The sequence below is a fragment of the Mesorhizobium sp. 113-3-3 genome (genome assembly GCF_016756495.1).
In the GTDB taxonomy this organism is placed as follows: domain Bacteria; phylum Pseudomonadota; class Alphaproteobacteria; order Rhizobiales; family Rhizobiaceae; genus Mesorhizobium.
The window spans coordinates 6,562,459-6,577,021 of the sequence record NZ_AP023243.1 but is presented as its reverse complement, the minus strand read 5'-3'; the positions used below and the strand labels follow the sequence as shown (position 1 = coordinate 6,577,021).

11 protein-coding genes are annotated in these 14,563 nt (G+C 61.4%); all 11 read left to right on the top strand.

Annotated elements, in window-relative coordinates; translation table 11 throughout:
- Positions 1-334 precede the first annotated feature (334 nt).
- The 11 genes from JG746_RS31665 (at position 335) to JG746_RS31615 (ending at position 14,542) form a co-directional block, all read left to right on the top strand.
- Positions 335-1,297 (top strand): ArdC family protein, encoded by a 963-nt coding sequence (locus tag JG746_RS31665; protein WP_202324056.1) that lies wholly within the window; start codon positions 335-337, stop codon positions 1,295-1,297.
- 196 nt (positions 1,298-1,493) lie between these two features.
- A complete protein-coding gene (locus JG746_RS31660; protein ID WP_202324054.1) occupies positions 1,494-1,913 on the top strand; it encodes a DUF2958 domain-containing protein in 420 nt (139 codons plus the stop codon).
- Positions 1,914-1,992: 79 nt separating this feature from the next.
- Positions 1,993-3,723, top strand: coding sequence for a ParB/RepB/Spo0J family partition protein (locus JG746_RS31655; protein WP_202324052.1), 1,731 nt, complete (start codon positions 1,993-1,995; stop codon positions 3,721-3,723).
- A gap of 242 nt (positions 3,724-3,965) precedes the next feature.
- On the top strand, positions 3,966-4,940 hold the full coding sequence (locus JG746_RS31650) for a hypothetical protein (RefSeq protein WP_202324042.1): 975 nt from the start codon (positions 3,966-3,968) through the stop codon (positions 4,938-4,940).
- Positions 4,941-5,359: 419 nt separating this feature from the next.
- Positions 5,360-6,541, top strand: coding sequence for a 5-demethoxyubiquinol-8 5-hydroxylase UbiM (gene ubiM, locus JG746_RS31645; RefSeq protein WP_202324040.1), 1,182 nt, complete (start codon positions 5,360-5,362; stop codon positions 6,539-6,541).
- Between the two features lie 371 nt (positions 6,542-6,912).
- Positions 6,913-7,518 (top strand): nodulation methyltransferase NodS, encoded by a 606-nt coding sequence (gene nodS / locus JG746_RS31640; protein ID WP_010913819.1) that lies wholly within the window; start codon positions 6,913-6,915, stop codon positions 7,516-7,518.
- 832 nt (positions 7,519-8,350) lie between these two features.
- Positions 8,351-9,829, top strand: coding sequence for a group II intron reverse transcriptase/maturase (ltrA, locus tag JG746_RS31635; RefSeq protein ID WP_202324029.1), 1,479 nt, complete (start codon positions 8,351-8,353; stop codon positions 9,827-9,829).
- Between the two features lie 853 nt (positions 9,830-10,682).
- Positions 10,683-11,276: a NodA family N-acyltransferase gene (locus JG746_RS31630; protein ID WP_044549143.1), complete on the top strand. Its 594-nt coding sequence runs from the start codon at positions 10,683-10,685 to the stop codon at positions 11,274-11,276.
- A gap of 127 nt (positions 11,277-11,403) precedes the next feature.
- Positions 11,404-12,678, top strand: a complete 1,275-nt coding sequence (nodC, locus tag JG746_RS31625; protein ID WP_010913821.1) for a chitooligosaccharide synthase NodC — start codon at positions 11,404-11,406, stop codon at positions 12,676-12,678.
- A 49-nt stretch (positions 12,679-12,727) separates the two neighbouring features.
- Positions 12,728-13,750: a nodulation factor ABC transporter ATP-binding protein NodI gene (gene nodI / locus JG746_RS31620; protein ID WP_010913822.1), complete on the top strand. Its 1,023-nt coding sequence runs from the start codon at positions 12,728-12,730 to the stop codon at positions 13,748-13,750.
- A 3-nt stretch (positions 13,751-13,753) separates the two neighbouring features.
- Complete coding sequence (locus tag JG746_RS31615; protein ID WP_010913823.1) at positions 13,754-14,542, top strand: ABC transporter permease; 789 nt, start codon at positions 13,754-13,756, stop codon at positions 14,540-14,542.
- The last annotated feature ends 21 nt before the right edge of the window (positions 14,543-14,563 follow it).

Sequence of the window (14,563 nt, the reverse complement as noted above, 5' to 3'; positions counted from 1 at the left end):
GTGAACCGAGCCCGCTTTTTCTTCGCCAGGCTCAGGCGGTCTCGGCCATCCGGCTTCGCCCCCTGGCGCGGGCAGCCTGTCGGCTCCTGATGGTCGCCGCCCTGCCGGCCGGCGCGGTTTGTCTGTTGGCCTTTCCCGGCGGCGCGGGGTGGGCGGCACTCCCTTCTAGGCCCGCCGCGGCGTCCCGCAACCCTTCGCTTGCGCTTCGGGTCCTCCTCTTCGTTCCGGTCCTTCGGATGCGGTCCGCCTCCGACGGCGGGCCTTTCCGGTCGCGTCTCGCCGCCCACCCCACTTGCGGGGAAAGGCGCGGGATTGAAGAGCGGAGGACCAGACGATGCGTGCAAAACACCAGCGTTCCGGCAGCCGAGAGGCTGGCGCGGGCAGGGGCGGGCGCCCGGGCGCCAGCCTTTATCAGGAGATCACGGACCGCATCATTGCCGAACTGGAGCGCGGCACCGTGCCATGGGTCAAGCCATGGGGCAGCGCAAAGGCCGACCTCGGCCTGCCCAGCAACGCGGCCACCGGGCGCCGCTATTCCGGTATCAACATCCTCATCCTGTGGGGCGCCGTCGTCGAGCGCAGCTATCCCGGCCAGAACTGGCTGACCTTCCGGCAGGCGCTTGCCCTTGGCGGCAATGTCAGGAAGGGCGAGCGCGGCACCACAATCGTTCATGCCGACCGCTTTGTCCCAAAGGGCGAGCAGGAGCGCGCCAAGGCCGATGGCGACGAACCGCAGGCGGTCCCTTTCCTGAAGCGCTTCACCGTCTTCAACGTCGCGCAATGCGACGGCCTGCCCGCGCACCTTTACCGCAACGCAGAACCGCTGCCCGAACGCGAGATCGTCCCGCAGGCCGAGGCGCTTATTCGAGCAAGCGGCGCGGATTTCCGCATCGGCGGCGATCGCGCTTTCTACATGCCGGGCAGTGACTCCATTCAGGTGCCGCCGCAGCCGGCATTCTTTCAGCAGATCGACTATTACCGCACCTGCTTCCACGAGCTTGGCCACTGGACCGGCCACCCGGCGCGGCTGGCGCGCGACCTCTCCGGCGCCTTCGGTTCCAAGACCTATGCGCGCGAGGAACTGGTTGCCGAAATCACCGCAGCCTTTGTCTGCTCGACCCTCGGCATCGAGCCGACCGTGCGCCATGCCGACTATATCGGCACATGGCTGAAGGTGCTGCGCGAGGACAATCGCGCCATCTTCCGCGCCGCCAGCCTTGCCTCCAAGGCCGCCGATTTTCTTCTGGGCTTCAACGCCGAGGCCCAAGGCGCGCAACAAGACGAGATCGCGGCATGAGCGCGCGCGATCCCGACACCCTGCAGACCGAACCGAAACCGCGAGCAGACGCTCATTCCCGGTGTCCGGCCGCTCACCACGCGCGACCGCCTGCCCGTTTGGCCGACGCGCCCGCGCGCGGCGCAAAAGCCGCTCGATATCGGGCTGTTCGATGACGCCAGAAATCAACGCGACCTGTTTTGAGAGGAGTTTTCCCATGATCCTGATCACCGACGAGCTTTGCGCCCTGCTGCTCGCCAATGGCGCAACCGACACCGAAACCGACCATGTCCCGGTGGTCAAACTGTTCGATCCTACCGGCCTAGCGACCTGGCTTCTCACCGAACTCGACACCGACGGCGACACCCTTTTCGGCCTTTGCGACCTCGGCTTCGGCTTCCCCGAACTCGGCAGCGTCAGTCTTGCCGAGCTTGCAAGCGTCAAGGGGCGGCTTGGCCTCGGCATCGAGCGCGACCTTGGATTCAAGGCGCGCTTTCCGCTCTCCGTCTACGCCCAGGCAGCGTACAGCGCCGGCCACATCACCGAAGCCGACCGGCTGCTGCGACAGGCGGCAGAAGCCCTTGGCAACGCCGATTCCAAGCTTCCGCCCGACACGGCGGAACAGACGCGCCGCTAGGGCGCGAAAACCGTCCCGCCGCGCCGGCTTGCAGCCTCTGCGGCGGGGCAATCCCACCCCGCAACGAAGGAGACAAACCATGCAACTTGCCCACATTCCGCTTGATAAGCTCAACATTTCCGCGCTCAACATGCGCCATTCCAAACGCGCGCCCGACGTGTCGGACATCCTGCCGTCGGTTCGCGCGCGCGGCGTCCTGGTGCCGCTTTTGGTGCGGCCCAACGGCACGCCGGAAAGCTTCGAGATCGTCGCCGGCCGGCGCCGCTATTTCGCCGCCAAATCGCTCGCCGACGAGCGCGGCCAGGGCAATGCCTTGCCCTGCGCCATCATGGAAGACGGCGACGACGCCGACGCGCTCGAGGCCTCGCTGATCGAAAACTTCGCCCGGCTCGATCCCGACGAGGTGTCGCAGTGGGAGACGTTTTCGCGGCTGATCAAGGAGGGCCGCGGCGTTGGTGACATCGCCGCCACTTTCGGCATCACCGAGCTTCTGGTCAAACGCATTCTGGCGCTCGGCGATCTTCTGCCCAAGATCCGCGAGGCCTATCGGCGCGAGGACATCGACGCCGAGACGGCGCGCCATCTGACCATGGCCTCCAAGGCGCAGCAGAAGGATTGGCTGGCGCTTTATGCCGATCCCGAGCAATACGCGCCGCGCGGCCACCAATTGAAGCAATGGCTGTTCGGCGGCCAGTCGATTTCCACCAAGGTGGCGCTGTTTGCCATCGAGGATTATCCGGGCCTGATCGTCTGCGACCTGTTCGGTGAGGACAGCTATTTCGCCGATGCCGACCTGTTCTGGCAAAAGCAGAACGAGGCGATCGCCGCCAAACGCGACGCCTATCTGGAAGCCGGCTGGCCCGAGGTCGCCGTGCTGGAACCGGGGCAGCATTTCCAGTCATGGGACCATGAAAAGACGCCGAGGAAGAAGGGCGGCAAGGTCTTCATATCGGTCTCGCATCGCGGCGCGGTCGAATGCCACGAGGGCTGGCTGTCGCGCAAGGAAGCCCGCCGCGCCCGCGCGCAAGGCGAGGGCGGCGCACACGACGAAACGCCCGCCAAGCCGTCGCGACCGGAACTCACCGGGCCGATGCAGAACTATCTCGATCTGCACCGCCACGGTGCCGTGCGTACCGCCATGCTCGACCATCCTTGTGTCGCGCTGCGCCTGATGGTGGCGCATGCCATCGCAGGCTCGGGCCTGTGGCAGGTTCGCCGCGAGCCGCAGCGCACCGCCAATGAAGCGGTGGCGGCAAGCATTGCTGCGTCCAGGGCCGAAGCCGCATTCGCCGAAAAACGGCGCGCGGTGCTGGCGCTGCTTGGGCAGGCCGACGAGGAGGGCGCGATAGCCGGCGGCAATGGCGACGCCTTTGCGCTTGCCGCAGTCTTTGCCCGTTTGCTGGCACTTTGCGACGACGACGTCATGCGCGTTCTCAGCCTTGTCATGGCCGAGACGCTCGAAGCCGGCAGCGCCGTCGTCGAGGCCCTCGGCAACCATCTGGGCATCGACATGGGCGCGTGGTGGCAAGCGGACGACGCCTTCTTCGACCTGCTGCGCGACAGGGAGATCGCCAATGCGATGCTGGCCGACCTCGCCGGCAAGCCTGTCGCCGACGGCAATGTCGCCGAGAAGGTCAAGACGCAAAAGAAGATCATCCGCGATTGCCTGTCGGGCGAGAACGGCCGCGAGAAAACCGACAACTGGATGCCCAACTGGATGAAATTCCCGGTCGAAAGCTACACGAAACGCGGCGGCTTCCGCACCGCCGATCAATGGGCGAGCGTCCAGCCGCTGTTCGTCCGCCAATAGCTGCCAAGCCGGGCGGCGGCTCTTTTTAAGTGCCGCCGCCCCGTTTGCCTGCCGCTGGAATATTGGCTGATGCGCACGGCAATCCGAACAGATTTGCCACGCGCAAGGCTATTGTGCATTGCACAAAAACCGACGCGCGCCTACACCTCCTTCCGTTGCGGGAATCGGGCTTGGACCAGCGGCGAGGCAGTGAAAAGAGATGCTTCGTCAATATCATATTGCATTCATAGCTGAGGACCTTCATGACCCTTTCGAGCCCTGACAAATCCGGCGCCACCAGTCTCGAGGCCATCGCGCGAAACGGCGGCGTGCTGCGCCGCATCGCCGTGCGCATTCCGACCTATCTGTCGGACATTCGCGAGAACCCGGCATGGCTGCCGATGTTCGTGCTCGCCCGCACCATGCCGGCCCGCCGGATGCACTGGCGTGGGGCTAAGCCGGTTCGCGTGTCGCAAAAAGCCCACGACACCATGTTTGCCGGCGTCGATCGCCAGGAAATTGTCGAGGCGCTGCGGTCGGACGGGCTGTTTTGCGGGCTCGTCCTGCCGACTTCCATCCATAAGGAGATCGCCGCCTTCGCCCGGTACACGCCTTGTTTCGGCAATTTCGATCGCCGTCTCGAATTCATGGCTGAGGACCATGCCGAGGCCGAGAAGCGTTTCGGCCGCTCGCTGCTCAGCGGCCACTTTTTCGAACACATCCTCGGCTGCAAGGCAGCGGTCGCCATCCAGAACGATCCGCTGCTGCTCGACATCGCCGCGCATTATCTGGGCGCTCAGGCGAAATTGATCACCACACGCGTGTGGTGGAGCTTCCCGACCAGCGAGGCTTCCGACGCCGACAAGAACCGTGCCTCGCTCGGCAAGTATCATTTCGACCTCGATGACTGGCGGATGCTGAAATTCTTCTTCTATCTGACGCCGGTCGACGAAGGCACCGGCCCGCATGTCTATGTCCGTGGCAGTCATAACCGCCGCGCCATCAAGCATCAGCTGACGCTGCTTGTCGGCCATCCGGCGCAGGAGGTTCTCAAGGTCTATGGCGACGACAGTCCGGTCACGCTGACCGGCGAAGCCGGCCTCGGCTTCGTCGAGGATCCGTTCGGCTTCCATATGGGCACCGTGCCTTCGCGCACGCCACGACTGATGATGGAAGTCGGCTTCGGCGTCTCGCCGCCCTCGCGCCGGCGCTTTCATGGCGAGCCGGTTATTCGCTGATCTCGCAAAAGTCCTTAAAACAGCCTTCCCCAGATCAGACGCCTGGTTCTTCCTTGGGCTGGCTGGTGCCATGGCGTCGTCATGGGATCAGCTGGCGCATGACTGGATTGGATCGATGTCATCTGACGCCGGCTGGGCCTCGACTGACCCAGATCAAGGCCACGCCCTTGTCGGCGTGGTTTGATCGCCCAGTCCTTCACGGGAAAACGCATGGGCTGACCGACAGCCTGGTCGTCGCTCCCATCATCTTGACAATCCAGATCATACGGCAGGCAAATGACGCTTCACCAGCCAGGAACCGACGTGAGAACCGCGCTTGAGGCGATGCGGGCAATAGATCACAGCGCAATCGATGCACGACCTGCGGCTCGACTCCCCCAACATCTCACGAAGAGAACCGACGCGCTGGCGCCACGCTGATGGCCGGCTGTGACGACAGCTTCGACATTATTGTCGTGGGCGCCGGGCCGGTCGGACTTTCCTTCGCCGCATCGCTTGCCTATAGCCAGCTCAAACTGGCGGTTGTGGAAGGGCAGGCCCTGGAAAGACTGGCAAGTCCGGCTTTCGACGGCCGCGAGATCGCGCTCACCCACGCCTCGATTGGAATCCTTCGCGAGCTCGGCGCTTGGGATGTTATCTCCGCTTCGGACAAGTCACCGCTTCAAGGCGCACGCGTCCTCAACGGATCGAGCCCGTTTGCGTTGTGTTTCGATTCCCCCGCCGGATCCGCGGAACCACTGGGCGTTCTGGTCCCGAATTGCCAGATCCGCGATGCCCTGTTCAAGATCATCCGCTTGCGGGGCCATGCCCGGCTGCTGTGCGGCCACTCGGTCGTGCGTGCAACAAACAGCCGTCAAGGAGCAGTGATAACGCTCTCCAATGGCAGGCAGCTGAGCGCTCGCCTTCTCGTTGCAGCCGATTCGCGTTTTTCCGCCACCCGCAATCTGCTCGGCATTGGCGCCGATATCAATCGGCTTGGCAACTCGATGCTGATTTGCCGGGTGAGGCACGAGCGCCCCCACCACCAGATCGCGATCGAATGGTTCGATCACCATCAGACGGTGGCGATGTTGCCCCTCGCGCCAGGCGTGTCGTCGCTGCTTTTGACTTTGCCCTCAAACGAGGCCGACGGACTGCTTGCCCTCGACGACGAGTTGTTCCTGAGGGAGTTGACAAAGCGCTGTCGAGGGCGCCTCGGCAACATGAGCCTGGCAAGCCAACGCTATATCTATCCGTTGGCCACGACCTGGGCGCACAGGTTCCGGGCGCCGAGCTTCGCATTGATCGGCGACGCTGCCATCGGCATGCACCCGGTGACCGCGCATGGCTTCAACATCGGCCTTGGCGGCCAGAAGCAGCTCGCCCGGGGTATAGAGACCGCATGGCGCGACCGTCGCGACATTGCCGACCCCGACATGCTCCACAGATATGAAAGCCGACTGCGCCTGTCGGCGGCGCCGCTCTACCATGCTACGAATATCCTCGTCGGACTCTACTCAAGCGAGCATCCGGCGGCACGGCTTGCAAGGCATGTGGGGCTGCGCCTCGGCCAACATCTTCCCTTTGTCCGTCATGGCATTGCGGCCATGCTGAGGCGGTAAACCCCAGTCACCATAGTCTCAGCATCAGCGTGCGGCGTCGTAGCAGGCGGGCGCGTGTGGTTCGATGGGAGCGGTCGCGGCTGCGCGGGATCAGCTTGATGAAGACGGGGCTGCTGAATGCCGCGAGCCTCTTCCATCGCGGATCGTCAACGTGTCAATCGCCGTGTGTGTGCGAATCCACGCCCAATTCCGCCTTCGATGTGTTCACTGCGTGGATGGTTGTCATCCAAACAATCAATTTTGCCAATCCTGCGGACCCAATTAGGAGCGTGACCGAAATCAACTGCCTCGGCCCGCAGTACGGTCCCGACCCTACCGACATCTGACGGCATTTGCAGCGCCGGTGATTGCTGCCTTAGCTAGGTGCGAATTTGACCCAAATCGATCATGAACTGCTGAATCGAGAAATGGCCGCAGACGATCCATGGCGGCTCGATGGCAACCCGTTCGAGCGGGAGCGCCACACCCAAATTCTCCGGTTGTCACTTGCGCAAGGTCGAGTCGCGAATGCGCTCGAAGTCGGGTGCGCTGCCGGCGCTTTTACGGAGCGGCTAGCCCCCATTTGCCAGCGGCTCACTGTGATCGATGTCGTGGAGCCAGCGATTACCCGAGCACGTTTACGCATGAAGGAGACGCCGCACATCAGCTGGATAATTTCCGATGTTCAACAGTTTTCGAGTGATGAGCTGTTCGACCTGATCGTCGTTGCGGAGGTTCTTTACTACGTCGGAGACCTCGTTCAGATCCGCGCGGCAGTCCGCAACCTGGTAGGTCTGCTTGCGCCAGGCGGGCAGCTGGTTTTCGGGTCGGCACGTGACGCCAATTGCCAACGCTGGGGGCACGCTGCTGGTGCAGAGACCACCATCGCCATGCTGAACGAATCGTTGACCGAGATCGAGTGCATCGAGTGCCGGGGCGCGTCGATCAATGAAGACTGCCTGCTGGCTCTCTTCCGAAAGCCGATTTCCGCTGCCTGATAAAACACTGGGAGACACTGTGCGCTTCTGCGGTGTCAAGCTGACCCAATATGCGGACGTATAAGAGCGCCCGATGCAACAAGTAGCTGGATCCGGTTGATGGTAACAACCGCTGACTACATCCGGCTTCTTCATGCGGCTCGATGTTCAGCGCCGCGAGCCTCGAGGGGTTTTCGCCCGCTTCCACCTCAACGGCCCCAGACGTCGGCCGAAGCCTTTCCGGTCCAGACATCAGGTTCGGAAGCGGCGGGGTGACCGTTCCCCACCTCTGCCATTTTGCGTAACGGCTTTACCCAATAAATGACCCATAGATGCCCACATGAAGCGAAGTCCTTATTTTGCATGGCTCCCTATGCGGGACGGGCTCTACGGCTGCCGCCACCGAACCTCAAAGGTGTTTCGGCCCAGGTAGGTGACGATCCCTAGCCGGGAAAGCGGCACTCCTCGTCGGGGGCCGTCGGTCCCGTGTCCGAGCGCCGGAGAAACCGGCAAGGAATAGAATGGTGAAAGTCCATTTCAGTGAAGGAGTAGCAATCCACATTGGCTCCGAGCCGTGCGCCGACGCCCGCGAGGTCGTCGGTGAAGCGTCGGTAGGAGAAAGCATAGGCCAGCCATTGAGCCGCGTAAGGGACCTAATCTCGAGTGCCGACGGCGTGGATGCTCCGGAAGGCAACATGGTAGGGCGCGTTATTGCGAGTGCCCGACCAACTCGGCGTGGTCGTAGAACCTGGCATGTGCGGAAATTCCTTGTTCGGGAACCGGGAGATCTCACGATTGACCAAGGCGGTATCACCTTCCTTGGTCCGTATCGGGAAAGCGAAAGCATGAGCCGATGATGAACGATCGTGAGAAGTCAGACGTTGCCGTAGTAGCTATGAAGCTGACGAACAAGGCCGGGGAACCGGCTGCGGAGTCAGTGGAGCCAAGGGCAACGACCAAGGGAAATGCGGATCAGCAAACCACGCGCCGGGCACAGGACCGGGAAAGCGTGTCACATGCGCTGGAACGCATACGGCAAGTCGCAAGACTTAGGAAGCAGGAGAGGTTCACCAGCCTCTTTCACCATCTCAATCTCGAAACGTTGAGGACGGCATTCTACGCTTTACGGCGTGATGCAGCCCCCGGCGTCGACGGGCTGACATGGCGAGCCTACGAAGCGGACCTTGATCACCTGATCGAGAATCTGCGCGATAGGCTCCAAAGAGGTGCATACCGGGCAAGCCCCGCACGGCGGCAATACATACCAAAGCCGGACGGACGCCAACGCCCGCTCGCAATCGCCGCCCTTGAGGATAAAATTGTCCAAAGAGCGACGGTCACGGTGCTCAACGCGATCTACGAGGAAGACTTCCTCGGGTTCTCGTATGGGTTCCGGCCCGGACGCGGCCAGCACGATGCGCTGGACGCGCTCGCGGTCGGGATCGAAAAGCGAAAGGTGAACTTCATACTGGACGCCGATATCCAGCAGTTCTTCGACCGGGTCAGTCAGGAATGGCTGGTCAGGTTCCTGAGCCATCGGATCGGCGACCAGCGTATCATCCGTCTCATCCAGAAGTGGCTGAAGGCGGGCGTTCTGGAAGAAGGGATCGTCACGACGTCTGAACAGGGAACGGGTCAGGGATCGGTGGCTTCGCCACTGCTCGCGAACCTCTACCTGCATTACGTCTTCGACCTTTGGGCTAACCGCTGGCGACAGCGGTCAGCCACGGGCAACATGATCATCGTGCGCTACGCGGACGATATCGTGGTGGGCTTCGAACGAGAAGCTGACGCACACCGGTTCCAGATCGAGATGCGAGAACGGTTGGAGAAGTTCTCTCTGTCATTGCACCCTGAGAAAACGCGCCTGTTAATGTTTGGCCGCTACGCGGCCAGTCGCCGACGGGAACGTGGTCTTGGAAAACCGGAAACCTTCGACTTTCTCGGCTTTACCCATATCTGCGGCAAATCACTGCGGGGAGACTTCATGCTTCTGCGGAAGTCCCGCCGCGACCGTATGAGGGCGAAGCTCCGGGAGATCAAGGACCGGCTGCGATGGTTGAGAAACCAGCCAATTCGCGAACAAGCGAAATGGCTCAGGCAGGTCGTCCGTGGATACTATGAGTATCACGCGGTGCCCGCCAACCTGCGATCACTTCAGGCATTTCGGGAGCATGTCATCTTCCTCTGGAAGTTGGCTCTGAGACACCGTGGCCAGATGGACACGACGTCGACGTCCCGAGTGGAAAAGCTCGCAGCGAAATGGCTTCCGAAACCAAGAATCCTGCATCCCTGGCCGGCAATCCGCTTCGCCGTCAAATACCCAAGGTAGGAGCCGTATGCGGGAATTCTGCACGTACGGATCTGTGCGGGGGGCGCTCAGCAATGAGCGTCCCTACCGCGATCGTCCTGCGGCCGGCGCTATGCTGACACTCCTACGGCTGCCCTTTTAACCGATCTCGTCGTTGCAGTCAGTCCCGCGTCCCGGCCCTTCGGCCGGCGCAAGTGCTGACGCTCCTTAGGCTGCCTTTCTGTGTGCGGCGATTTTTGATCCCTCGCACGGAATGAAGACTTAGGGGCCAGCTCCTTCGCGCACTTCAGGCTTCAGCTGCTCAAGCTGTGTGTTCCAGTCGGCCAAAACCTCAAACAATTCGTTCGAAGTAGCGCCATCCGGGCGCGCCCTCCTTCCCGCTCTCCAGGTGCTTTCACCGACAGTCCGGTTGACTGGCAACACTCGAAAGCATTGACCAGACGATTCCTGTTGGCGAGCGCGATAGAGCTTCGCGGAACCTGTTTGCCGCCGGCGATCCAGAGCTGCGCGATCGCCATGCATCATCGCGTGCGCCAACGGTCGCCGCGTTTGCTGACGCCTAACAGTCGGGCCGTCCTCCACTTGATCGCTGCTTCGGCACGGGCGCAGCCACGCGCTGGCGGCCGCTCTTGAATCAGGTTGTGTCACCGACAGCTGCCATCGGTGCCGCCGCTTATCGGGCCAATCGAGCACGACCAGAAGGTTCAGATCAGGCTTTGAAAGGCATGGTTTTAACATCCATAGCGTGGATGCTCGCGATCTAAACAATCAATTTTACCAATCCGGGAGGGCCGTTCATAGACCCATGACATGCACCGCCATTGCTCTACCGCGTGAGGTGCACAAAAGAACCCGAAAAAGAGGAAGTCTTCGCATGCGCCCTGACGTGCAGTGGAGGTTATGCTGGGAAAATGAGTTGCAGCTTCCCGATCACCTCGAACTCTCTGAGTTCTTCCGGAAGACCTATGAGCCGACCGGAGCCTTTAATGGGAAGCAATTCGCAGGCGGTCGAAGTTGGGCCGGTGCAAGGCCGGAGCTCCGCGTAATCGGCCGTGATGTGCACGGGGTAGCGGCTCACTTGGGCCTGCTGCGCCGATACATCAAAGTTGGCGACGATGATCTGCTTGTCGCTGAACTCGGTCTATACGGGGTGCGTCCGGATCTTGAGGGGCTAGGAATCGCCCATTCGATCAGCGTGATGTATCCGGTGCTGCAGCAGCTTGGCGTTCCATTCGCGTTCGGCTCGGTGCGGCCCGCGCTCCGGAACCATGTTTCGAGGTTCTGCCGCAAAGGCTTGGCGAACATTTTGTCGGGCGTTCGCGTGCGTTCAACCCACCCGGACGTGTACCTCGATCTGCCTCCCACGCGAGTCGACGACAACGTACTCGTCCTGGTGCTCCCAATTGGACGCTCAATGAGCGAGTGGCCGGCCGGCACTTTGATCGATCGGAACGGTCCAGAGCTATGAAGGACACCCGCTACGACGTCAGTCAGCGCGACCCGCCCCCATGGCGTTGATCGAGCTGATTCCAGCATTGGCCGCGGTTTTACTATCCGCCCGCTTCCCTCAAATTCACTGAAAAATCTGACATCTCATGAACCTATTTGCCTCAGCCAGTACTGTTGCCATCTGCTCTTACGCGCTGCTGTCGACCGTCTATAAAACCGCGCAGGTCTTTTATACCCTGCCTACAAACGTACCGCCGACCTCGGGCGACCCGCCCAGCGGTGAGCCTTGGCCGAGCGTCGATGTCATTATCCCGTGCTACAACGAGGCGCCTCGCACCCTCTCGGACTGCCTGGCTTCCATTGCAAGTCAGGACTACGCCGGCAAACTGCAGGTCTATGTTGTTGATGACGGTTCTGCAAACCGCGATGCCCTCGTGGGTGTACACGAGGAATACGCGGGCGACCCGAGGTTCAACTTCGTTGCGCTCCCAAAGAATGTCGGAAAGCGCAAGGCGCAGATTGCCGCCATTCGCCGCTCGTGCGGAGATTTGGTGCTGAATGTAGATTCGGACACGATACTCGCCCCGGACGTCATCACCAGGCTTGCGCTAAAGATGCAAGATCAAGCGGTCGGCGCCGCCATGGGCCAGTTGGCGGCTAGCAATCGCAGTGAAACTTGGCTGACGCGGTTGATCGACATGGAATACTGGCTCGCCTGCAACGAAGAGCGGGCAGCGCAGGCTCGGTTCGGTGCCGTCATGTGTTGCTGCGGTCCGTGTGCCATGTACCGGCGATCCGCGCTTGTTTCGCTGCTGGATCAGTACGAGACGCAGCGCTTTCGAGGGAAGCCGAGCGACTTCGGCGAGGACCGCCACCTTACGATCCTGATGCTGAAAGCAGGCTTTCGAACAGAGTATGTCCCGGAGGCCGTCGCGGCAACAGTCGTTCCCAACAGCATGGGTCCCTATCTGCGCCAACAGCTTCGCTGGGCCCGGAGCACTTTCCGTGACACGTTGCTGGCGTTCCAACTGCTGCGCGGCCTTAATATTTATCTCACATTGGACGTGATTGGCCAGAATATTGGCCCATTATTGCTCTCTTTGTCGATTCTGGCGGGGCTCGCGCAATTCGTAACGACAGGTACTGTGCCTTGGACGGCATGCCTGATGATTGCAGCCATGACTATAGTTCGCTGCAGCGTGGCAGCGTTTCGTGCGCGCCAACTTCGATTTCTCGGGTTCTCGCTCCACACACTCATCAACATCTTTCTCTTGCTCCCCTTGAAAGCATACGCGCTGTGTACATTAAGCAACAGCGATTGGTTGTCGCGAAGCTCTGCGGCCAATGTGCAAGACACCGGCGACGCCCTTCCAAAGCCAAACCTGGTGGGATCTGACGCCGCTTACAGCGAACAGCAATAGTTACTTGATCGCAGGTAGAAGAGTTTTGAGCCAGGACCAGAAACATCAAGTGTTGAAGCGTAAGTTGGGCCCAGAGGATTTGCGGCGGCTCGAGACTCCTGCGATCGAACGGGAGTCTCACGGGCAAACAAGCGCGAAAAGCTCCGTGCCTGACTCTGCGTCAACCGTGGCAGTCGATTTTGCCGGCGTAACCAAGTCGTATGGGAACAAGATCGTTGTCGACGAACTGTCGTTCTCCGTTGCGTCGGGAGAGTGTTTCGGCCTCCTCGGACCAAACGGGGCGGGCAAAAGCACGATTGCGCGTATGCTCCTCGGCATGACATGCCCTGACGCGGGCACGATCACGGTGCTTGGCGTCCCGGTGCCGGCGCGCGCTCGGCTGGCACGCAGGGGCATTGGCGTGGTCCCGCAATTCGACAATCTTGACCAGGAATTCACCGTACGCGAGAACCTGCTGGTGTTCGGACGCTACTTCGGCATGAGCACACGTCAGAGCGAAGCGGTCATCCCGTCGCTTCTCGAGTTCGCTCGCCTCGAGCGCAAGGCGGATGCGCGCGTCTCGGAACTGTCCGGCGGCATGAAGCGATGCCTGACAATGGCGCGGGCGTTGATCAACGACCCCCAGCTCATTGTGATGGACGAGCCGACCACCGGCCTCGATCCGCACGCGCGCCACCTGATCTGGGAGCGGCTGCGCGCCCTGTTGGCACGCGGCAAGACGATTATCCTGACGACGCATTTCATGGAAGAGGCTGAGCGATTATGCGATCGGCTGTGCGTGCTCGAAAAGGGCCGCAACATCGCCGAAGGCGGCCCGCAGGCGCTGATCGACGAGCATATCGGATGCCAGGTCATGGAGATTTATGGCGGCGATCCGCACGAGTTGCTTTCGCTGGTCAAGCCACATTCCCAGCGCATCGAGGTCAGCGGCGAAACCCTTTATTGCTATGCGCCAGACCCTGACCAGGTGCGCACGCAACTGCAGGGGCGAGCAGGTCTGCGTCTTCTTCTGCGTCCAGCCAATCTCGAGGATGTTTTCTTGCGGCTGACCGGGCGCGAGATGGAGGAGTGAGCGATGATTGAAGGTTTTGCGGCGGCGCTGCCGGCCAATGCGTGGAACTGGGTTGCGGTATGGCGACGCAACTATCTGGCATGGAAGAAAGTCGCACTCGTGTCGCTTCTCGGTAACCTCGCCGATCCTATGATCTACCTTTTCGGCCTAGGCACCGGCCTCGGCATAATGGTCGGCCGCGTCGACGGTGCGTCGTATATCGCCTTTTTGGCGGCCGGCATGGTCGCGGTAAGTGCGATGACCGCCTCTACCCTGGAAACATTGTACGCGGCTTTCGCTCGCATGCATTCTCAACGCACATGGGAAGCCATGCTGTATACGCACGTTACCCTCGGCGACATCGTTCTGGGTGAACTGGCGTGGGCAGCCACCAAGGCCTTCATGGCCGGTACGGCTATTACCATCGTCACCGCAACCTTGGGCTATGCCGCCTGGCCGTCCGTCCTCTATGCGCTGCCAATCATTGCTCTGACAGGGTGCGTATTTGCGAGCCTCGCGATGATCGTCACCGCACTTTCGCCCAGCTACGATTACTTCGTGTTTTACCAGACGCTTGTCCTCACACCTATGCTGTTCCTGTCGGGCGCCGTTTTCCCATTGAACCAGCTGCCTGGCGCCTTTCAGCAGATAGCGCGATGCATGCCGCTGTCACATGCGATCGACCTCATTCGTCCGGTTATGCTTGATCGCCCGATCAGCGGCATCGCCCTGCACGTCGGTGTGCTCGGCCTGTACGCGCTGTTGCCATTCTTCCTCTCGATGGCGCTGTTGCGCCGCCGACTAATGCGCTGACGAAAGAGAGTGAGATAAACA